This is a genomic window from Microbacterium sp. Leaf203 (genome assembly GCF_001421275.1).
GTDB classification, from domain to species: domain Bacteria; phylum Actinomycetota; class Actinomycetes; order Actinomycetales; family Microbacteriaceae; genus Microbacterium; species Microbacterium testaceum_A.
Map to the genome: position 1 here is coordinate 18,383 of NZ_LMKF01000022.1, position 21,573 is coordinate 39,955.

General features: G+C 68.6%; 11 protein-coding genes. 1 reads left to right on the plus strand and 10 read right to left on the minus strand.

Annotated elements, in window-relative coordinates:
* Positions 1-117: 117 nt before the first annotated feature.
* On the plus strand, positions 118-1,644 hold the full coding sequence (locus ASE56_RS01440) for a CitMHS family transporter (protein ID WP_056224281.1): 1,527 nt from the start codon (positions 118-120) through the stop codon (positions 1,642-1,644).
* Between the two features lie 165 nt (positions 1,645-1,809).
* Here the strand turns inward: ASE56_RS01440 and ASE56_RS01445 are convergent, their stop codons facing one another.
* From ASE56_RS01445 to ASE56_RS01490, 10 genes are all read right to left on the minus strand, one after another.
* Complete coding sequence (locus ASE56_RS01445; protein ID WP_056224283.1) at positions 1,810-3,864, minus strand: TIM-barrel domain-containing protein; 2,055 nt, start codon at positions 3,862-3,864, stop codon at positions 1,810-1,812.
* The gene (locus ASE56_RS01450; RefSeq protein WP_056224286.1) at positions 3,861-5,618 is read right to left on the minus strand and encodes an amylo-alpha-1,6-glucosidase; all 1,758 of its coding nucleotides are present in this window, start codon (positions 5,616-5,618) and stop codon (positions 3,861-3,863) included. The genes ASE56_RS01445 and ASE56_RS01450 overlap by 4 nt, the downstream gene beginning before the upstream one ends.
* 17 nt (positions 5,619-5,635) lie before the next feature.
* The gene (locus ASE56_RS01455) at positions 5,636-6,451 is read right to left on the minus strand and encodes a carbohydrate ABC transporter permease (protein ID WP_056224288.1); all 816 of its coding nucleotides are present in this window, start codon (positions 6,449-6,451) and stop codon (positions 5,636-5,638) included.
* A complete protein-coding gene (locus ASE56_RS01460; protein ID WP_056224291.1) occupies positions 6,451-7,425 on the minus strand; it encodes a carbohydrate ABC transporter permease in 975 nt (324 codons plus the stop codon). The genes ASE56_RS01455 and ASE56_RS01460 overlap by 1 nt, the downstream gene beginning before the upstream one ends.
* 28 nt (positions 7,426-7,453) lie before the next feature.
* A complete protein-coding gene (locus tag ASE56_RS01465; RefSeq protein WP_082450272.1) occupies positions 7,454-8,704 on the minus strand; it encodes an extracellular solute-binding protein in 1,251 nt (416 codons plus the stop codon).
* A gap of 101 nt (positions 8,705-8,805) precedes the next feature.
* On the minus strand, positions 8,806-9,807 hold the full coding sequence (locus ASE56_RS01470) for a LacI family DNA-binding transcriptional regulator (protein ID WP_056224293.1): 1,002 nt from the start codon (positions 9,805-9,807) through the stop codon (positions 8,806-8,808).
* A 171-nt stretch (positions 9,808-9,978) separates the two neighbouring features.
* Positions 9,979-14,139 carry a LamG-like jellyroll fold domain-containing protein gene (locus ASE56_RS01475; RefSeq protein WP_200914098.1) on the minus strand — a complete coding sequence of 1,387 codons (4,161 nt, stop codon included), beginning with the start codon at positions 14,137-14,139 and terminating at the stop codon, positions 9,979-9,981.
* A 227-nt stretch (positions 14,140-14,366) separates the two neighbouring features.
* Positions 14,367-18,707: a family 43 glycosylhydrolase gene (locus ASE56_RS01480; protein WP_056224295.1), complete on the minus strand. Its 4,341-nt coding sequence runs from the start codon at positions 18,705-18,707 to the stop codon at positions 14,367-14,369.
* A 254-nt stretch (positions 18,708-18,961) separates the two neighbouring features.
* Positions 18,962-19,999 (minus strand): LacI family DNA-binding transcriptional regulator, encoded by a 1,038-nt coding sequence (locus ASE56_RS01485; RefSeq protein WP_056224297.1) that lies wholly within the window; start codon positions 19,997-19,999, stop codon positions 18,962-18,964.
* Positions 19,992-21,527: a sugar ABC transporter ATP-binding protein gene (locus ASE56_RS01490; protein WP_327037356.1), complete on the minus strand. Its 1,536-nt coding sequence runs from the start codon at positions 21,525-21,527 to the stop codon at positions 19,992-19,994. Before ASE56_RS01490 ends, ASE56_RS01485 begins: the two co-directional genes overlap by 8 nt.
* Positions 21,528-21,573 lie beyond the last annotated feature (46 nt).

A 21,573-nucleotide genomic window follows, 5' to 3' on the forward strand; every position in this document is an offset into this window, starting at 1 on the left:
ACGGTACGCGCATAACGCCCCGCAATGCGAGCAAGCGCGCGGCCGAGCACCCCGCATCCGTAGTGTCACCGAATCGACGGCGCGCCCCGTGCCGGCATCCACGACGAAGGAGTCGCGATGACCCCCCTGATCCTTGCGGCCGAAGCCGAAGAGTACGCGGTGGCCTACACGCCCGCCGACGGTGTGCTCGTCGCCCTCGGCTTCCTTATGGTCCTGTCGTTCATGGCGCTGATCATGACGCGACGAATGACCCCGATGGTCGCCCTCATCCTCGTGCCCACCGTGTTCGGCCTCATCGCGGGCGCCGGCTTCGGCCTCGGCGACATGGTGATCGACGCGATCGGCAAGATGGCCCCCACGGCCGCGCTGCTGCTGTTCGCCATCATGTACTTCGGCATCATGATCGACGTCGGGCTGTTCGACCCGCTGATCCGTGTGATCACGCGCTTCCTCGGGAACGACCCGGCCAAGATCGTGCTCGGCACGGCGATCCTCGCGGGCGCGGTCTCGCTCGACGGCGACGGCTCGACCACCTTCATCATCACCACCTCAGCGATGCTGCCGCTCTACCTGCGCCTGGGTATGAGCCCCGTCGTGCTCACCTGCGTCGCGGGCCTCATGAACGGCACGCTGAACATCGTGCCGTGGGGTGGCCCGACCGTTCGCGCCGCCACCGCCCTGGGGCTTCAGCCCACCGACGTCTTCGTGCCGATGATCCCCTCGCTGCTCGCGGGCCTGGTCGTCTCGCTCGCCTTCGCCTGGTTCCTCGGCCTGTCGGAGCGCAAGCGCCTGGCCGGCTCGATCGACACCGCCAAGATCGACGGTCCCGGAGGCTTCGGTCGCCTCGGCGCCCCGAAGATCTTCCGCGGAGCCGAGCACAAGCCCGGCGCCCTCGCGTCGCTGCGCACCGGCAACATCGTCACCGTCCGCGGTGGACAGGGAGCCGTCGCCGCCCCGCAGCTCGTCGAGGCCGCCGACACCGCGATGGCCGACACGATGCTCGACCCCAACCGGGCGACCCTGCGACCCAAGCTCATCTGGTTCAACCTCGCGTTGACCGTCGCGGTGATGGTGCTGCTCGTGCTCGACCTGTTCCCCCTGGCCTTCGTGTTCATGGTCGGCGCCGCGATCGCGCTCGTGGTCAACTTCCCGAAGCTGCGCTCGCAGGCCGACGAGATCGTCGCCCACGCGCCCAGCATCGTCGGGGTCGTGTCGATGGTGCTCGCGGCCGGTGTGCTGGTCGGCGTGCTCAACGGCACGGGCATGGTCACCGCCATGGCCGACTGGATCACCCAGGTCATCCCCTCGTCGATGGGACCGTTCCTCGCCGTCATCACCGGTGTGCTGTCGATCCCGTTCACGTTCTTCATGTCGAACGACGCGTTCTACTTCGGCATCCTCCCGGTGCTCGCCGAGAGCGCCGCGAACTACGGCATCGCCCCGGTCGAGATGGCCCGCGCCTCGATCACCGGCCAGCCGGTGCACCTGCAGAGCCCGCTGGTCCCCGCGATCCTGCTGCTCGTCTCGCTGGCCGGGGTCAACCTCGGCGACCACCACAAGAAGGTGCTGTGGCGCGCGACGGTCGTCTCGCTCGTCATGCTGGCGGTGGGCGTGCTCGTGGGCGCGGTGCCGCTGCTGGGCTGACACCGAACGGAGAAGGACCCCGGATGCCATGGCATCCGGGGTCCTCGCCATGTGGGCTCCCGCCGACAAACGCCATTCCTCCCGAGACATGCCGCGGCACGGCGTTTCTAGCGAGGAATCGCGTTCATCGAGGAGAGCCCCCAGCCCGCCCGCTCCACCGCGATCTCACGCGATGCCGAGCGCCGACCGCACAGCTGCGACGACCTGGGGCACGGCGGCGTCGCGCACGAACACCGGGATCCGATCGAGCGGCGCCTCCACCTCGAGCTCGCCGCCGCCGGGTAACACCTCACCGTTCCACAGGTCGGTCCACTCCGCGCCGGCGGGCAGCACCACGGTCCGCGAGCCCGCGCCCGCCTCCGTCACGGGCGCGACGAGCAGGTCGGGGCCGAAGAGGTACTGGTCCTTCACCGTCCAGCAGCGCTCGTCGTCCGGGAACTCGTGGAACAGCCCCCGCAGCACCGGCTGACCGTCGTCGTGCGCGTCGCGCATGACCGTGCGCAGGTACGGGCGCAGTGCCTCGCGCGCGAAGAGGTAGCGCTCGAGGATCGGTGTGGCCTCGTCGCCGAAGCTCCACACCTCGTTGGGCCCACCGGTCGGCGAGCGCCGTGACCCGTCGGCGGCGTGCACCTCTCGCGTGGGTAGGCGATCGCCGTGCAGTCGCATCACCGGGCTGAACGCTCCGAACTGGAACCATCGCACGAGCAATTCGCGGAAGCCCTCGTCGTCGGGGTCTCCGTGGTGGAAGCCGCCGATGTCGGTGGTGAACCACGGAATGCCCGCGACGCCCATATGGATTCCGGCCGTGATCTGCGCGCGCAGCGCCGCGAAGGTCGAGGCGATGTCGCCCGACCACACCAGGGCTCCGTACCGCTGCGACCCGGCCCAGGCCGTACGCAGCAGGTTCACGACCTCGGCCTCACCGTCACCCCACTGCCCCTCGGCGAAGGCGCGCGCGTAGTGCTGCGGGTACAGGTTGCCCACCTGCGGCACCGGACCCGCGTGATACCGATAGTTGTCGTAGTCGTAGAGCCCGAACTCGGGTTCGGCCTCGTCGAGCCAGAAGGTGCGGATGCCGTGCCGCCCGTAGTTCTGCCGACATCGCTGCCACACGAAGTCGCGTGCGCGCGGGTTCGTCGCGTCGAGGAAGGCGCTCGGGCCTTCGAACGACATGTGCACGTCGAGCCCGCGCTCGGCACGGACGAGGAGGTTCTCCTTCTTCATGAGCGCGTAGTTCTCGCTCTCGAGCGACACCTGAGGCCAGACCGACACCATCAACTCGACGCCGAGGCTGTCGAGCTCGCGCACCATCGCCTCAGGGTCGGGCCAGAACTCGTCCTCGAAGCGGAAGTCGCCCATCTTCGGCCAGTGGAAGAAGTCGGCGACGATCACGTCGAGCGGCAGCCCACGACGGGTGTGCTCCCGGGCGACGGCGAGCAGCTCGTCCTGGGAGGAGTACCGCAGCTTGCACTGCCAGAACCCGAGACCCCGCTCGGGCATCATCGGGGCGTGCCCCGTGGCATCCGCGTACGCCCGCGCGATCTCACGCGGCGTCTCACCCGCGGTCACCCAGTAGTCGAGCTGCTCGGTCGACTCGGCCTCCCATCGGGTGCCGTTCGCGGCGAACGTCGCTCGTCCGATCGCCGGGTTATGCCAGAGGAAGCCGTAACCGCGGCTCGACATGACGAACGGAACGCTGGACTGCGAGTTGCGATGTGCGAGCTCGAGGGAGCATCCCTTCAGGTCCAGAACGTCCTGCTGGTACTGCCCCATGCCGTAGAGCCGCTCGTCGGCGGCGGTCTCGAACGACGCGATCAGTCGCACGTCCCCGCCGGGGATCGGTCGGTGCTCTCGCGCCACGAGGGCCAGCGAGCCGCCGGCATCCCGCTCCTGGAAGAGCAGACGACCCGAGGCGTCGAAGAAGGCGAGATGGCAGAAGTTCCGGTCGTATCCGGTCTGCAGCTGGATGCCGGTGCTCGAGGTCGCCACCACCCGTAGGCGCCCGTTCGTCAGGGTCGCCCGCTCCGCATCGACCTCGATCGCCGCGTCGACGGGTTCGGCGGGAAGGAGCGCCCAGTCGTGGTCGGCGACATCGTGCATGAGGCGTGCGCGCACGCGGACGCTGTCTCGGCCCCACGGCTCGATCAACACGGTCTCGCCGTCTCCGCGCCAGAGGAGGCGAGTCCCGTCGACGGAGAAGTGCGCGGTGACGGCGGTCACACGCGCGCCTCGACGTCTGCCTCGCCCGTGGCCCGCGCCGCGCGCCGGCGTTCGACGTGGTCGTGCGCGAAGACGAGGTACACGCTCGCGGTCCAGGTGTAGGCGCGGTCGCGGAGCCCCTCACCGGTCAGGGCGTCGAAGTTCTCGGCGAAGCCGGAGCGCTCGCACAGGGCGCGGAACCGCTCGCTGATCGTGTCGGCGAGCCCGTCGCGACCGCCGCGGCGCAGGCCCTCCTCGATGAGCATCGTCGAGGGCGCCCAGATGGGACCTCGCCAGTACCCGTCGCTCTCGTACTCCTCGGTGTCGACGCGCTGAGTCGCCGGTCCCCACTCGGTCAGGTGCGCCGCGATCCCGTCGGCGAGCGTGTCGACCACCTCTCCGGGCAGCCGCGGCGAGGCGAGCACGGGCAGCAGATTGAGCAGGCTCGTGCGCTTGCTGCGCGCGCGGCTCAGAGCGCCCACGGCGAAGAAGCCGCTGTCGTCGCGCAGCTCGGTCAGCAGCGCCTGCTCCACCCGGTCGCGCTCGTCGCGCCAGTGGGATGCGTCGTCGAGTCCGAGCTCGTCGGCGAGATCGGCGACGACGTCGAGCTGCACGGCGAGGAAGGCCGCGAGGTCGGGCGCCTCGATGACGCGGTCGTGGTCGAAGGTCGTGGAGTTGTCCCAGCCACTGTCGTTGCCGTGCTGGTAGTAGGGCAGCGCGCGACCCGCGACCGTGCGCGAATCGAGCCAGAACCGCGACCAGCGCGCGAGCCGCGCGTAGACCGTCTCGAGTTCGACGCGGTCGAGGGGGCGGCCCAGCCGTTCGCGCAGGCGGGTCAGCGCCCACCCGTGGATTGGCGGCTTGACGAAGTTGTAGAGCACTTCGGAGTGGGTGATCGAATCGGGCATCGCACCCGCGGCATCCTGATGGTCGAACGGCGCCAAGAACTGGTCGAGTGCCAGCTCGGGGGCCCCGGGGGCAAGGGCCAGGGCGTTGAAGGTGTGATCCCAGCTCCAGACCTTGTCCATCCAGTGCTTCGACATCAGCACCGACTCGCGGGTCACGAAGCCCGCGGGCGCCACCGTGGCCGACCACAGCACGTAGGCGGCGAGCGCCACAGCGGGGGTGTCGTCGCTGCGCCACCCGCCGACCGCGGCCAGATACTCCTCGAACTCCTCCGTCACGCGCTGCGCCACCTCGGCGAAGGTCTCGAGGGAGGTGAATGCGGGCGCGGCGGTCTCGATCTGCTCGACAGCGACCTCCCACCCGTCGGCGCCGCTCACCGTCACGGCGCGCACGCTCTGGCCGAGGGCCTCCTCCCCCTCTGCGGATGCCGAACCCGTCAGCACGCTGATGCGGTAGCGCCGGCCCGTCTCGTACGAGGTGAACACCCACGATCCGTCGCGGGGCTCGCGGAAGAAGTACGAGCCGGTGAACGGGGTGAGCTCCTCGGCGGCATCCGCGAGCACGAGATCGGCCCCGGCGCCCCTCAGTCGCACGACGTCGCTCGATGCGAACACCGCCGAAGCGACGACCTCTCCCCCGACCAGCCACGACAGCGTCGAGGGGTCGGCCGAGGTCTCGGCATCCACCGACGAACCGTCCCGGCTCAGAGACAGACGCAGCACCGCGTGCATTCCGGTGAGGTGCGACACGAGGTGCACGTCTCTGACGCGACGGTGCAGCCCGATCACGGGCGACAGGTTCATCCACGATCCGCGACGGCTGAAGGGGATCTCGCGCACGTCGAACGACGGCAAGGAGGGAACGGACACGAAGGGCCTTTCGAGGGTCAGTCTTTGACGGCGCCGGCGGTGACACCCGCCGCCACGTAACGCTGGGCGAGGATGAGCAGGACGGCGGCGGGAATGGATGCCACGACGGCGGTCGCCATGATCGCGTTCCACTCCTGGTTGTTGTTGCCGATATAGCGGTAGATGCCGATCGTGATGGGCTGCAGCTTGCCGCCGCTGTTCAGGGTCGAGGCGAAGATGAAGTCCGACCACGACCACAGGAACGCGAACAGCGACACCGTCACGATCGAGTTGCGGCTGACCGGCAGCACGATCGAGCGGAAGGTGCGCCACGTTCCGGCCCCGTCGATGCGGGCGGCGGCGAGCAATTCGTCGGGGATGCCGCGCATGAACGCGGTGAAGATCAGCACACCGAACGGCACCGCGAGCGTGGAGTCGGCGAGGATCAGCCCCGGCACCGTGTTGAGGATCCCGGCGTTGAGGTAGATCGCGTAGAACCCCATCGCCATGATGATCCCGGGGATCATCTGCGCGATCAGCAACGCGAAGCTCAACGCGTTGCCGCCGCGCGGGCGCAGTTTGGCGAGGGCGTAGGCCGCCGGAGCCGACAGCACGAGGGTCAGCACCACCGTGCCGACGCCGATGACGAAGCTGGTGCCGAGGTAGGGCAGCTGGTCGGACACCACCTTCTCGTACCCCTCGAAGGTCGGGGTGAGCGGGAACAGGTCGGGCGGCGACTTGCGCATGTCGCTCTGCGGGGTGAGCGAGACGTTGATCATCCAGTAGATCGGGAACAGCATGATCCCGGTCAGGACCACCCCCACGAGGGTGATCCACCACGGTCGGCGTTTCATCAGACCTCCAGGCGGCGCTGGGCGCGGATGTAGATCAGCCCGAACACGAGGGCGATCACGATGAGCAGATTGCCGACCGCGGCTGCGGGGCTGAGATCGGGCAGGGCCGAACCGAAGCCCAACCGGTACGACCAGATCGCGAACGTGGTCGAGCTGGAGCCCGGACCGCCGCGCGTCATGATCCAGATGATGTCGAAGACCTTCAGCGTGTAGACCAGCCCCAACAGGATGGTGATCGCCGAGACCGGGCGCAGCAGCGGGAAGGTGATGCGCCAGAACTTCTGCCCCGCGTTCGCCCCGTCGATGGAGGCCGCCTCGTAGATGTCGGTCGAGATGTTCTGCAGGCCGCTGTACAGGATGACGAGGTTGAACGGCACGCCGATCCAGATGTTCGCGATCAGCACGGACACCAGGGCCCACTGCGGGGACGTCAGCCAGTTCACCGGGTCGATGCCCGCCGCGCTGAGGGCGGCGTTGACGACCCCCGAGTCGGAGTTGAGCATCCACGACCACGCCGAGGCCGAGACCAGAAGCGGCAGCAGCCACGGTACGAGGAAGAGCGCGCGAAGCGTCGCCGAGAGCGGGAAGCGCTGGAAGAAGAACACCGCCAGCGCCATGCCGATCGAGTACTGGAACGCGATCGAGACGAGGGTGAACGTGGCGGTGTTGGCGAGGGCCGGCCAGAAGGTGGGGTCCTGGAAGACCGCCACGTAATTGGCGAACCAGACGAAGGGCGCGTTCCCGTCGATGAACGAGCGGACCGTGTAGTCGCGCAGGCTCAGATCGAGGTTGCGGTAGAGCGGATAGGCGTAGAAGACGACCAGGTAGACGACGACGGGGGCGAGGAACGCCCACGCCGCCCACTGCCCCCGGCGCCGCGGACGGCGACCGGGGGTGGGGAGGGCAGCGGATCGCTCCGCCGCCCTCCCGGTGTCGCCGGTGCCCGTCGAAGCAGTGATCTGCGTCGCGGTCATGTCGGCGTACCCCTTTCGATGGATGGGATTACTTGGACGAGGCGGCCTGCTGGGCGGCCTTCAGGGCGTCCTGCGGCGACTGGGCGCCGGTGAGGGAGTTCTGCACAGCGGTCCACAACTGCTCGGAGATGACCGGGTACTTCACGCCGAGGTTGTCTCCGGTACGCGCCTTGGCGGCACCGACGGCCTCGATCCAGGGCTCGAGCGTGGAGTCCTTCGCGAGCTGCGCCTTCTGCGCCTCGGGAGTCGCCGCGATGTAGTTCAGCGTGTTGTCGGTGTCGACCACGTTCGCGGTGCTGGTGAGGCACTCGACGATCTTCGACGAGGTGGCGTAGCGGGCGGAGTCCTTCTGAACCGGCAGCGTCAGGAACTCGCCTCCCGTGGGAGCAGGCGCCGCACCGCCCTTGGCCGCGGGGATGGGCATGACCTCGTAGCCCGCCTTGGCGGCGCCGGCCTTCTGCCAGGTGCCGTTCTCGGCGAAACCGAAGTCGCCGGTCTGGAACTCCTGCCAGCTGGTGGTCTGCGTGTTGTTGATGACCGAGTTCGGTGCCCAGCCCTTCTTGACCCAGTCCGTCCAGAGCTGCACGGCCGAGGCGGCCTGCGAGGAGTCGAGCTGCGTGAGGTCGGCGCCCGCACCCCAGAACCACGGCAGGAACTGGAAGCTGCCCTCTTCGGTGCCGATCCCCGAGAAGGTGATGCCCTTCTTGCCGGATGCCACGACCTTCTCGATCGCGCTGTTCAGGCTCGACCAGTCCTTGATGGAGGACGGGTCGACGCCCGCGGCGCTGAGAACGGTGGGGTTGTAATAGAGGGCGAGGGTGTTCGCCCCGATCGGGACGCCGTAGGTCTTCCCGTCGACGACCGAGGCGCCGAGGATGTTCTCGGCGACGTCGCCGACCTGCAGGCCGTTCTCGTCGGTCGCCGTGACAATGCCCGCCTCAACCAGCGTCGAGACCGCGGGGTTGTCGATCAGCAGGATGTCGGGCGAATCGCCCTGCTGTCCGGCGAGGAGGGCCTTGCTGGTCAGGTCGCTGGTGTCGAAACCGGTGCGTTCGACGGTGACGCCGGCGTCGGCCGCGCATTTGTCGATGACTTTGGCCCAGTCCGAGCTGGCGTCGTACTGCGGGTATGGGTCCCAGAAGGTGAAGGTGCCGCCGGCGGCGTCGGTGCTACCGGAACCTCCGGCGCCACCGCCGGAGCAACCGGCCAGGACGCCGACGGCGACGGCGCCGATGGCGAGCGCTCCGAGAGCGCGGGTACGGGTGATTGACGTGCTCACTTGCGATTTCCTCTCTGAAATGTGACTGCGTTGTCGTGCGAGTGACGCGTTGAACCGGTTCGACGATGGGCCGACGAGAACGGGGCGCGCCTACCGCCCCGTCAGGCGGTGCTCCCCCGGTCGGTCAGTTCCGGCTCGATGAACCCGACCACGGGGGGCCCGTAGGCGGGGTCGGCGATGCGCCGGACGAGGTGCTGGACCGCCCTGCGGCCCAGACCGTCGGGGGAGGTCTCCACTGCCGTGTACGGCAGAAGGAAGGTGCGTCCGAAGTCCCTGGAGTAGAGGCTGACGACGGAAAGATCTCGGGGGACCACGGTGCCGCGCTCGCGGAGCACGCCCGGGAGCGCGGCGATCGAGGCATCGTTGTGGACGATGAGCGCCGTGGCGTCGGTGCGCGTGTCGAGGATCGCGTTGAGGCTGCGCTCGATCCCGGGCTGCTGGGACTCGCCGTAGTGAGCATGGATGCGGATGCCGTACCGTGCCGCGCGCTCGAGCGCGGCGTCGCGGAAACGCCAGGCGTAGGCGCCGCCACGCTCGAACACGTGCCGCGGGGGCGAGACGAGGACGATGTCGTGGTGGCCGAGGCCATAGAGGTGGTCGACGATGAGGCGCGCCGCTTCGCCGAAGTCGAGGTCGAAGACGTCGAGGCCCTCGGTGTCGCGCGGAAGACCCACGAGCGCACCGGGCTGTCGAGCCTGACGCAGCGCCTCGAGACGGGGGTCGTCGTGAGTGACGTCGAGCAGGACGACACCGTCGACCATGTTCGACGACGTGATGCGACGGATCGCTCCCGGACCATCACCGTCGGTGACCATGAGGATGTCGTAGCCGAGCTCACGGGCAGCGTCTGACACGGCGAGGATGTACTGCAGCATGGCCGGCGGGAACTCGTCTTCGTGGAACTGCAACAGCAGCCCGAGGACCATGGTCTGCGAGGTGGCGAGGGCGCGAGCGCCCGCGTTCACGGTGAAGCCCAGCTCGGAGATCGCGGCGTCGATGCGCTCGCGAGTCTCGCGAGAGATGGGGCGATTGCCGGAGAGCGCGTACGAGACGGTGCTGCGCGAGACTCCCGCAGCCTTGGCCACGTCACCGATGGTGGTCATTCACCCGCTCCCTTCATCGTCGAACCGGTTCGATCAGTCTAGCGCCGTGTATCGCGCTCAGCAACATTTTCGCAGTCGAACGAGTGTGCTTATTTCCACCCGTCCGCGCACGCTCCACGGCGCGAAGACGCCCCGGGGTTCCGGTTCCCGGGGCGTCTCCGCGATGTGCGGTCAGGAGCGAGCGCGCTCCCGTCGACGAGCGATCAGGGCCACGCCTGCCGCGAGGGCCGCCGCTCCGGCGAGGAGCCCACCGAAGCCCGCGAAGGTGGTGCCGGTCATCGCGAGGGAACCCGACGCGGACGCCGTCGTCGACGTGCCCGATCCGCCGGCCGCTGCTCCCCCGCCGTTGCCGGAGACACCGTCGCCCGCCCCGGCGCCACCGCCGCCCGCTCCGCCGCCGACCGCGGCGGTGATCGCGAGAGCCGTCGACGCCGAGCGCTGAGAGAGCGCCCCCGTGGCGATCAACTGATGGTCTCCGACCGGGGCCGATGCCGGCACCGTGAGGGTCGTCAACACCGCACCCGCGGCATCCGCTGTCGCCTCGCCCAGCACGATCGGGTCGGAGTGCAGGACGAACCCGACTCTCTCGCCCGGCGCGTATCCGGCGCCCGACACCTCGATCGATCCCCCCTGCGCGACCGAGGAGGCGTTGGTCGCGACCGTTGCGGCGGCCGGGGTGGTGTCGGGCCGAAGGGCGGTGAAGGTCATCCGGTCGAGATTCGGCGCCCACTGCGAACGAAGTCCCAGGGTGGGGTACCGCTCGGAGATATACGTGACCCCGTTGAAGTCGGGTTGCTCCTCCGACGCGAACCGGATCGAGTTCTCCCCCGCTTGCAGCTGCACCTCGACGGTGAGCTCCCAGAACTGGTTGGCGTTGTAGCTCTGCGGGAACAGCACCTTCTGCACCGGGCCTCCATTGACGGAGATGTCGGCACGACGAGCCACCGGGTCGGGGTTGTAGTGGGACGACGGCGACTGCTCCTCGTTGGAGTAGCGCAGGGTCATCGCGTACGTCCCCGGCTGGTCGACGGTCACCTTCTGGGTGAGGGTGTTGCCGTTGCCGGGCGCTCCACCGATGCCGACCACCGCCTTGCCGCCACTGGCGAGCGAGAGGTCCTGGGCCTTGGCGGATCCCGCGAGGGTTCCCGCCTCCGCCTCGATGGTCTGCGACGCCAGGGCCTTCTCCGACCCGCGCACCGCGACGCGATCCAGAGCGATCGTCCCCGATGTCCCCACGACCTCCACCTTGTTGACACCGCCCACGAGGAAGGCCGGAACGGTCGCGGCGTCGGACACCGTCCCCAGGTCCACACCGTTCACCCGGAGCGTCGCAGTGCCGCCCCCGAGGGTCTTCACCTCGAGGGCCTTCTCGGAGTCGTCGGCGTTGTAGACCCAGAAGGTGGCCGACTGACCGTTCGAGAGCGGCACGTAACCCGAACCCGAGACGCCTGCCCTGTCGTAGGCCGCCGAGGCGCCGTGCAGCACGGCGTTCTCCGCCTCATAGATCGGCGTGTACGCGGGGTTGGGCTGGGTCAGGTCGATCTTGTCGATGATGGCCGTGCCGACGGTCTGCCTCGTTCCATCGAGACTCTTCGCCGCGATCGTGATGCTGTTCTTTCCCGCCTTCAGATCGACCTTCGTGTCGGCGTGGTTCCAGACGACCCATTTGTAGCCGAGCTCCGCGTAGATCTCCTGCTCGGCGCCGCCGTCGACTGTCACGAACATGTTCACCGGCCCCTGCGCGAGGTTCAGAGCGTCCTTGTTGTAAGCGCTCGCGAGCACACTGAGGTCGTACGACCCCGCAGCCGGAACGTCGACGTCGAAGGTCATCCGCAGGTTGGATCCTGCGCGGATGCCGCCCACATCCTTCGTCCCCGAGGTGTAGAAGCCACCGACATTGCCGGGCGTTCCCTCGGGACCGTTGATTTCGGGGGTGGCTCCCTCGAACCGGGCGTTCTCCGCCTCGTAGACGCCGCGCCACGACACCGGCGACTGCGCCGGGCTCGAGGCGTTCTGCCCCGGAGTGACGATGATCTCGTAGGCCGAGTCGGTACCGAGCGGCGGCAGGCCACCCTCGCCGAATCGAAGCCCGAGCGACCCGTTCGTCACAGGAGCATCGAATTCCGCGACCGTCTGCGGCTCGCCCGAGTCGCCGATCTGACCGGTCCAGCGGATGTCTCGCACCTGGACGTGAGCCGTTTGCGACAGGTAGTCCGGCAAGCGGTCGAAGTACACGTTCTGGTCACCCGAGCTGCCACCCAGCAGAGCGTGGACCTTCTTGTCGGCGTCGTCCACGGTGGCGACGCCCTGAAGGGTGTAGCTCTGGCCGGGGCGCGGCGGATGCACCGTCACCGTGTCCCCGGTCATGTTGCCGTAGGCGTTCAACAGCCACCACTGGCCGTTGCCGCGATTGGACTGGACGGCGGAGTCGCTCAGATTGCCGTCGATGTTCCAGTAGGCGATGTCGGCGTCGATCTTGCTGTCCTCGATCGCGGATATCCATTGGATCATCTGCGCCGGAACCGAGGTGTGGTAGTTGAACGCGTACTCGTTGACGTTGATCGGCAGGTGCTGACCCGCCCACTTCGTTCCCGCGAAGAGCTCGTCCTCCCACCCGCGGTACTTCGCGACGGAGTCGCGGATCGTGGCGGGATTGCTGAGCTCGTGCCAGGTGAAGGCCTGTGGCACGGTGTCGTCGGCGATCGCGTGCTGGAGGAACCCGTAGTCCTGATCGAAGAGCACGCTGGTGTTCGGGCCGCCGATTCGCGCATCGGGGATCTTCGAGGTGATGAGCCGGTATGCGCGATCCCAGGCGCTGAAGAAGCGATCGGGGTTGTCGAGCCAGCTCTGACCCCAGAACGACTGGCCGCCGTTGCCGTACATGTTGCCCTCGGGCTCGTTGAAGGGCACGAAGACGATGCGCTTGCGGTACTCCTCGGGCAGCTGAAGGACCTGGTCGACCTGTTTGCCGATCGAATCGAGGAACCACGCCTCTTTCTCCGCGCCGTTCGCCCCGGGCACCTCGTACGGGAAGCCGCGATTGATGTCGGTCATGTAGATGTACACGTCGCCGTTCGAGGAGTCGGCGAGCGGCTTGACCACCTCGAGGGCGTCGGCACCGGGGTGCTGTGGCCCGTCCTGAGCCTTGGTCGAGACGGTGCGCAGCTGGATACCGTCGATCAGATTGTTCGAGGGGAGGCCGGGACCGTAGAGCCCGTAGAGCGTCCCGGACGCGCCGCCCATGAACGCCCCGGTTCGGTCGCCGACGTCGATCGAGAACTCATCCGGCGTTGTGACGCGCACTGTCGCGGTGACCGCGGTCTCGGTCCCGTCCACCGTGCCGGTGACGGTGAAGACGCCGCGCTGGGCGTAGGCGGATGCCGGCACATCGGCCCAGGTGACGGGAGCGAGGCGCTGCTGACCATCGTCGAACTCGGCCTTCACCCCGGGGAGGTTCGGAGCTGCACCGACGTCGGTCTGCACCTCGACGTTCTTCTGCAGGACGGTTGTGAGCTTCGGCGCAGCGTCGCCGGCGAGTGCTCGCACCTGTCCGGGGGTGAGGGCGGTGTCGTACACCTGGAAGTCGTCGATGGCGCCGGCGAAGAACGGGTGCACCCCGGTCCAGAAGGGCTGCCCGATGTAACCGGAGGTGGGGGACGAGGAGCCGAAGAGGGCCGAGGAGACGTCGGCACCGACGGTGGTGCGGCTCACCTCGAGACCGTCCAGGTAGGAGACCAGCGCCCCGGAGTCGATGGTCGTGGTGACGAGGTGCCACTCACCGGTGGGCAGAGCCGTCGACCCCGACGCCCCGACTTCGCCCTGGGTGGTGGGCTTGACGTTGGAGCGGGCCTTGTCGTCGCCCTGGAACCGGGGGGTGTAGAAGGCCGCGCTGTCCTTGTCCTTACCCAGGGTGTACAACCACTGGAAGGCGTCGCCCCCGTCCCAGTTGACCCATGAGGAGATGGTCGTCGAGGTGAGCCCCTGGAAGAGTCCCGCGGGCACCGTGATGTAGGGGGAAGTGGTCGAGCCGGCCGCGCCGCCCGAGAGGTGGAGGGCCTTTCCGCCCGACGGGCCGTCGACGAGTTGCGCCGAGCCCGGGTTTGCCAGCAGACCATCGCGCCCCTTGCCCGATTCGTCCTTCACCGTCGTGGTGACGGATGCCGCACCGTCGAAGTCGTAGTCGAGGATCATGTGGCTGCCGGCGTCGGCGCCTGCCGCCGCCTCGGCCTGCGGGGGATGTGCGGGGGAACCGATGGCGAGGGCGGCGACGGCCAGCCCTGCGGTGACAGTGGCGATGGGCGCGCGTGCGGCACGCCGTCGTGTCGACCTCATGGAACTCTTCTCTCATCGTCGAGGGGAAATACGGTTCAATCATCGAACCGGTTCGACACACAGTAGACGGATGACCCGCGGAAGGTCAATGGGTGATTTCGAGGTCGCGGGGCGGGCGCAGGTCGTCGCGTCTCCCGCCCGCGATGCGCCCCATCCCGCGTCCGCTCCACAGAAAAGGGGCCCGGATGCCATGGCACCCGGGCCCCTCCCTTTTCACCTTCTGCCTGCTACGACACCGTGCGACGCGGTCGACGCGTCGCCCAGACCGCCGCTCCCGCGACCAGCAGGAACGTCGCCAGCAGTGCTCCCCCGAGCGGGCCCTGCGCACCGGTGGCGGCGAGCTGACCCTTCGGCACGACCGTGATCGGCAGACGCTGGATGATCGAGCCATCCGCCGCGAAGACGACGATCGTGTGCGCGCCCGCTTCGAGGTCCGCGGGGATGCGGACGTCGAAGACGACCCGACCTGCCGCGTCGGCGACAGGGATGCCGGCGATGCGGATCGGCGTGCTGCGCAGTTCGGCGGTGACCTGCTCACCGGCCTTCAGGCCCGTCACGGTCACCCGCACCGTGCCGCCGCGCTCGACGGTCGACGTCGACACCGAGGCCGAGGGGCCCGCCGGAGACGCCGTCGGCTGCGCCGTGGGCTGCCCCGTCGGGGCGACGGTCGGCGACGGCGTCCCGGTGGGCGCGTCGCTCGGCGAGGGCGACGGGCTGCCGGTCGAGGAACCGCTGGGCGACGGCGACGGGCTCGGCTCCGGGTTCGTCTCCGTGGGGACCTCGCGCGGAGCGACGCTGGTGAGCGTCGGCTTCACGGTCTGGAAGAGCCCATCGGAGCCGATCTGGATCCGGTCGATCGTCGTCTCGCGGTTGGTCCCACCACCGCCCGGGATCGCGAAGCGGTGGTACGCGATGTACCACTCATCGGTGCCCGGCACGTTGATGATCGAGCTGTGCGCCGGTCCGAGGATGCCCTGCGACGGATCCTTCTGCAGCAGGATGCCGCGGTAGGTCCACGGTCCGTCGATGCTCGTCGACGTGGCGTAGCCGACGCGGTAGTCGGGGGATCCGGTGTCGTCGATCGAGTACGTCAGGTGGTACGTCCCGTCTCGGAAGTTCATGAAAAGCCCCTCACGGAAGTCCGGCAGACCGGTGATCGGCTTGATCGTGCCCGCCTTGATGCTCTTCATGTCATCGGACAGCTCGCCGTAGACGGGCTTGCCGTTGCCCCAGAACAGGTAGTACTTGCCGGTCTGAGGATCACGGAACGCGGCCGGATCGATCGCCTGCCCGCTGTTGACGCTCTCGCCGTTGGTGATCATCGGCTGCGCCTCGGCGGTGAACGGGCCCTCGGGGCTGTTTGCGACGGCCACACCGATCATCTTGCGGTTGGCGTTCGGCTCGTGGCCACTGAAGTAGAAGTAGTACTTCCCGCCCTTCTCGATGATCGTCGGAGCCCACGCGTTGCCGGTGGCCCAGGGGACGTTGCCCTTGGCGCCGTCGAGCGTGAGGAACGGCTTGTCCGACCGCGTCCAGTCCACGAGGTTCTTGGACTTCCAGACGTAGAAGGTGTTGCCGCCCCAGCCCGGGGTGCCGTCGGTCGTGGCGTAGATGTAGTACGTGTCGCCGAACACCGCGATGTTCGGATCGGCGTACAGCCCCGGCAGGACCGGGCTCTTCATCTCGACTGCCGTCAGCGTCCAGACCGTGTCATCCTGCCCCGCCGTCTTGAGCGTGACCGTCACCGGGGAGCTCAGGTTGCGCAGCGTCCCCGAGGCCGGGGTCGCCGTCGTCCCCGACGCGGTGGTGAAGGTCGGACGGAGCTTCGTCAGGTCGGTGCCCGGCGTCACCGGGAACGTGATCGTTCGCGTCGCCGAGTCGATGATCGGCGCGACCTTCAGGACGCTGGGGTCCTGCAGGCTGACCTTCGACAGCACGCCGGGGTTCGCGGAGGCGACCTCGTCCGCGCTCAGGGCCCGGTTGTAGAGCGCGAACTCGCGAACCTGTCCACGGAGCAGGTTGTCGGCGTTGTAGACCGACTTGCCGATGTAGTTGGCGAGGGTGCGACCGCCGCCGATGTCGCCGGGGCGCACCGTGACGTTGGTGTTCTCCGCCACCTGCTGCCCGTCGAGGTACAGGCGTGCCGTCGACCCGCTGAGCGTGTACGTGACGTTCACCCACCGGTCGCGCGGAAGGGCGGCCGAGGACTGCGCGTTCTGCTCCCCCGACCAGTTGCCCGTGGTGAGCGCCCCGCGCAACTGGTTGTTCCCCGTCGCGAAGAGGTAGCCGTTGCCGGTGCCATCCTGCGCGGTGTTTCCGAACGCGTATAGGAAGTACGGGTTCTTCTGCGCGGCGTCCACGCGCATCTCGGCCTGGACCGTGATGTCGGTCGTCCCCGCGAGCACGTTGTCGGGCAGGTCGACGTAGTCGTCGGTGCCGTCGAAGGTGAGGGCGTCGGCGTTCCACACGGCGTTGCCCTTGATCTGCGCATCGCGCCCCGCACCGGAGCGGTCGTGCAGGGTCGACCCCGACCCGTCGGTGAAGTCGTACCGCAGGAGCTCGCCCTTCTCGTTGGCCGCGAGCGGCTGCGGCAGGTTCGCACGCAGGGCCGTGAGTTCGGCCTGGGTGACGGGCATGACGGTTCCGTGCCGCGGGCTGCCGGGCAGGCGGTACGAGGCCGGGACCTTCCAGTCCGGGTTGGCGATGTCGGTGGTTGCGAGGGGGATGTACCCGCGTCCGCCGTACTCGTCGACGAAGAGGTAGTACTTGTCTCCGTTGACGTCGCCGGGGTTCGACTTGAAGATGCTCGGTCCCTCGACGGCCTGCGTGCCGGCGTTCTTGCCGATGCACGAGGTGACGAGCTTCCACTGGTCGAGCGGTGCCGTCAGCACGGCCGAGCTCTCCTGGATGATGTCGCTGCACCCGGTGGTGCCGGCGCCCTCGTCCTTGGTGAAGCGCTGGTAGACGCCGTTCGCCTTGATGACGGTGGAGTCGATACGCGACATGCCGCCCTGCCAGACCTTGGTGTCGCTGAAGGTCACGAAGTCGCGCGTGGTGGCGTACAGCATGCTGTTGGCGACGTTCGAGGTGTGGTTGGGGTCGTTCTCGGGGTAGAGCTTCGAGGCCCAGAAGACGACGTACTGGCCGAGCGACTCGTCCCAGTAGGCCTCGGGGGCCCAGGTGTTGCCCGCCGTATCCGGCGACACCTTCACGTGGCGCTGAGCGCTCCAGGTGACGAGGTCGTGCGACTCCCACACCTCGAGGTACTTGGATCCCGTGCGCTGCGCGCGGTCCCAGTTGCTGTCGCGACCGATCGAGAGATCCGTGGCGATGAGGTAGAACGTGTCGCCCTCGGGAGAGCGGATGAGGAACGGGTCGCGGAGACCCTTCTCGCCGAAGGTCGAGGTGAGCGTCGGCTGCCCGCTGTTGAGCTCTGTCCACGACAGCGCGTTGTTGCCGTTGCTCGCCGCGAAGTAGATGTTCTCTCCCGCGACGGAGTTGCCCGTGAAGTAGGCGAACGTGTACCCCTCGAAGGGCCCGATCTGCGCGGCCTTTCGGACGGTCGCGGTGAACGCCCGCGTCGAGGTGACGGCATTCTTCGTGATGGATGCCGTGAGCGTCACCGTCGCGTCCGCGCTCTGTCGCGTAACGACGCCGTCAGCGGTGACCACCGAGGCGTTCGAGGTCGTCCAGGTGACGGGGAGCCCCTGCGAGGTGCCCGGCAGCGTGAGGTTGCCGCGGACGTCATCGATGTTCGTGACCGCCAGCGCGCTGAGCGCGGACTGCACTGCTGCGCTGTCCTCGGGGGTCTTGACCAGGCCCTTCACCTCGGTTGCGGTGAGCGCACGGTCGTAGATGCGGAAGTCGCGGAGGCTACCGGCCAGGCGCTTGTCGGGGGTGTAGTTGGACCGGCCGAGATAGTTCGCCGTCGTGGTTCCGCCGCCGATCATGCTCGGTAGGGAGGTCGTGTTGGTGTTCTCGGCGATCTGGACGCCGTCGATGTACATACGCGATGTCTTCGACGCCGCATCGAGCGTGTAGGTCAACTTCTTCCAGACCCCGCGCTCGAGGGCGGTGGTGCTCTCGGCCTTCTGCTCGGTGGTCCAGTTGCCGAGGGCGATGCCGGTGCGCGCCGGGTTGCCGGTTGCGAACAGGTAGCCGTTGCCGTACCAGTCCGTGGTGTTGCCGAGGCCCCAGATGAAGTAGTTGCCGCTCTGCTCGGGGCGCACGATGACGTCGGTGCTGACGGTGATGGAGTCCAGGCCCTTGAGGATGTCGTTGGGCAGCTTGACGTCGTCGTCGTTTCCGTCGAGGCGGGCGCCGTCGGCGCCGGTGAGGGTCGGGCCGCCTTCGAATGTGGCGTTGCGGCCGTTGCCGGAGGTGTCGTGCGCGACTGTTCCGGAGGTCTCGTCGAGGGGGTAGGAGGCGACGAGGCCCGCGTCGGCGGCGACAGCGCCGGCGATCACGGGGGCGGTGAGGGGTGCCGCGACGAGGGCGGCGATGACCGGGACGGCGAGCGTCCAGCGAGAACGGCGTCGTGGCGGCGCCGAGCGATCGTAAGGGGTCACGGGGGTGGGGTCCTCTCGTGGGTGCGTCATTGCAGGAACCGTCGTCTTCGACGGTCCTCGCATGTTAGCGCTCACACGCCCAGACCACCAGCATGGTTACGTCAACAGCCGCGGGCCTGGTGCCCCGATGGCGTGTCATCACATCTCGTTTCCCGGCCAGCACGGCGTCCCGCTCCGCGGACGTGGTCGTCACGGCGGCGGTGGGGTCTCGGGGCCGCCTCGATCGCCCCGACACGCCGGCGGCGAGCTCGAGGTCAGCGGGGTCGGCGTGAGCCGACAGGCCGTTCGACCGGCGCCGAATCGCGCACGATGAGGCGCGTGGGCAGGGGCGTGCTCTCGCTCACCGTGTCGGGTTCTTCGACCGCCAGCAGCACCTTCTGCATGAGGATCTCGCCCAGGGCGGCGAAGTCCTGCCGCACGGTCGTCAGCGACGGGTAGAGGAACGCCGCCTCGGGGACGTCGTCGATTCCGACGACCCCGACGTCTTCGGGCACCCGCAGTCCGCGTTCGCGGAGGGCCGAGAGAACACCGATCGCCATGTGGTCGTTGGCGACGAAGATCCCCTCGCCGGGGGCGATGTCGGCCTCGCTCGCGATGCGGTAACCGCTCTCGGCCGACCAGTCGCCGTGGACGAGGGCGGTCGATTCGCTGCGCGAGGACGCGAGCTCCTCGCGCCATCCGCGGATGCGCTCCACCGCGTCGGGGTTGCGAGCGGGACCGGCGATATGACGGATCGGACCGTACCCCGCCTCGCGCAGGTGCCGCACGGCGCTGCGGCCCGCGCGATACTGATCGATCGCGACGAGCCGCGGGTGCGGACGACTGGTCGTGGCCGAGGCGACGATGGGGATGTCCAGGTCGAGGGCCTGGACGGATGCCAGCACCTCGGTGTCGACGACGATGAGCACGATGGCATCCACGCGCTGTTTGAGAAGACCGTCGATCGCGGCGCGCACAGCGACCGCGTCGCTCTGCGGGGAGCTGATGGCATCTACGTTGTACCGCGCCGCGCGCGCGGCGAAGTTGAAGTTCATGGCGATAGACGAGGGACCGTAGTCGACGTTGCCCGGGGTGACCAGACCGATCGTGCGGGTGCGCCGCGTCACGAGGGCGCGCGCCGCCGGCGAGGGGCTGTACCGCAGCTGGGCGATGGCCTGCTCGACGCGCGCGCGGGTGGCGGGACGCACGTTCGGCATGTTGTTGAGCACGCGCGAGACCGTCTGGTGCGAGACGCCCGCCAGCCGGGCCACATCGAAGATGTTCGCCGTGCGTGCCGCTTTGTCGTCAGCCATTCGCCGCCTCACCGGGACTCTCGGGCTTGGCCACGAGAGCCAGGAGGGCATCGGGGGTGAGATCGGCGGCGGGGACGATCTGCGCCAGGACGCCGTCACGCATGACGGCCACCAGGTGGGCGACGCGGAGCACCTCGTCGAGCTCGGCCGAGATGTAGATGATCGAGAGACCGTTGTCGGACAGCTCCCCCACGAGGCGCTGGATCTCGGCCTTGGCACCGACGTCGATGCCGCGCGTGGGTTCGTCGAGCACGATCACGCGGGGAGAGAGCGCGAGAAGCCGCGCGAGGAGCACCTTCTGCTGATTGCCTCCGGACAGCGTCGAGACGGGGCGATCGATGTCCGCGGGGCGGATGTGCAGAGCCTCGACCCAGCTGGTTGCCAACTCACGGCGTCGCGCGGTGCTCATCCGGCGCAGGACGCCGCGTTGCGCCTGGAGGGCGAGGCTGATGTTGTCGAGCACGCTGAGGTCGCCGATGACCCCCTCGGTGCGCCGGTTCTCGGACGAGTAGGCGATGCGACGGCTCATCGCCTCGCGCGGCGAGCCGAAGCGCACGGGAGCACCGTCGACGAACACCTCGCCCGATCCCGGGCGGTCGACCCCGGTCAACGCCCGGGCGAGTTCGCTGCGACCCGATCCGAGCAGGCCCGCGACCCCGATGACCTCACCCTCGGCGAGGTCGAGGTCGGCCTCACGTAGCCGCGGTCCGGCGGTGAGCCCGCGTGCGCTGACGACCGCCGGCCCCTCGCTGTCGTCGACGGTGCGCTGCCCGAGCGGGGCGAGGACCCCCGCGGCGGCGCCCAGCATCTTCTCGACGAGATCGATCCGCAGGAGCTCGCGCGTGGCGTACTCGCCGACCAGATGGCCGCCGCGCAGCACGGTGACGCGATCGCAGATCTCGTAGACCTGATCGAGGAAGTGCGAGACGAACACCACCGCGATACCGGTGTCCTTGAGCTCGCGGATGACGCGGAAGAGCTCGGCGACCTCGTCGGCGTCGAGACTCGAGGTGGGCTCGTCGAGGACGAGCACCTTCACCTCGACCGACACAGCGCGGGCGATCGCGACGAGCTGCTGCACCGCGAGCGGGTGGGACGACAGGACCGACGCCGGGTCGACGTCGACGCCGAGAGCCGCCAGGGCCGACGAGGCTCGGCGGCGCATCTCGGCGTGGTCGATCATCCCCCACCGGCGGGGCTCACGTCCGAGGGAGATGTTCTCGGCCACCGTGAGGTTGGGCAGCAGATCGATCTCTTGGTAGACCGTCGAGATGCCGGCGGCCTGGGCTTCGGCCGGAGACGACAGCCGCACCGGTCGTCCCTCGATGAGGATCTCGCCGTCGTCGAGACGCAACGCCCCGGTGATCGCCTTGATCAGCGTCGACTTGCCGGCCCCGTTCTCGCCCATCAGCGAGTGGACCTCGCCGGCTCGCAGACGGAAGTCGACTCCGGACAAGGCCGCCTCGACCCCGAAACGCACCGACGCCCCGCGCACCTCGAGGAGGGGCGGGGCGACGGCGGCGGGCATGGGTTCCATCATGCCCGCGACGGAGCGAGAGCGCTAACACCGCCGC

Bases quoted from the DNA above. Each gene is read 5' to 3' on its own strand.
- ASE56_RS01455 (WP_056224288.1), bottom strand. From the start codon at position 6,451: ATGAAACGCCGACCGTGGTGGATCACCCTCGTGGGGGTGGTCCTGACC.
- ASE56_RS01440 (WP_056224281.1), top strand. From the start codon at position 118: ATGACCCCCCTGATCCTTGCGGCCGAAGCCGAAGAGTACGCGGTGGCC.
- ASE56_RS01460 (WP_056224291.1), bottom strand. From the start codon at position 7,425: ATGACCGCGACGCAGATCACTGCTTCGACGGGCACCGGCGACACCGGG.
- ASE56_RS01485 (WP_056224297.1), bottom strand. From the start codon at position 19,999: ATGGCTGACGACAAAGCGGCACGCACGGCGAACATCTTCGATGTGGCC.
- ASE56_RS01470 (WP_056224293.1), bottom strand. From the start codon at position 9,807: ATGACCACCATCGGTGACGTGGCCAAGGCTGCGGGAGTCTCGCGCAGC.
- ASE56_RS01490 (WP_327037356.1), bottom strand. From the start codon at position 21,527: ATGCCCGCCGCCGTCGCCCCGCCCCTCCTCGAGGTGCGCGGGGCGTCG.
- ASE56_RS01475 (WP_200914098.1), bottom strand. From the start codon at position 14,139: ATGAGGTCGACACGACGGCGTGCCGCACGCGCGCCCATCGCCACTGTC.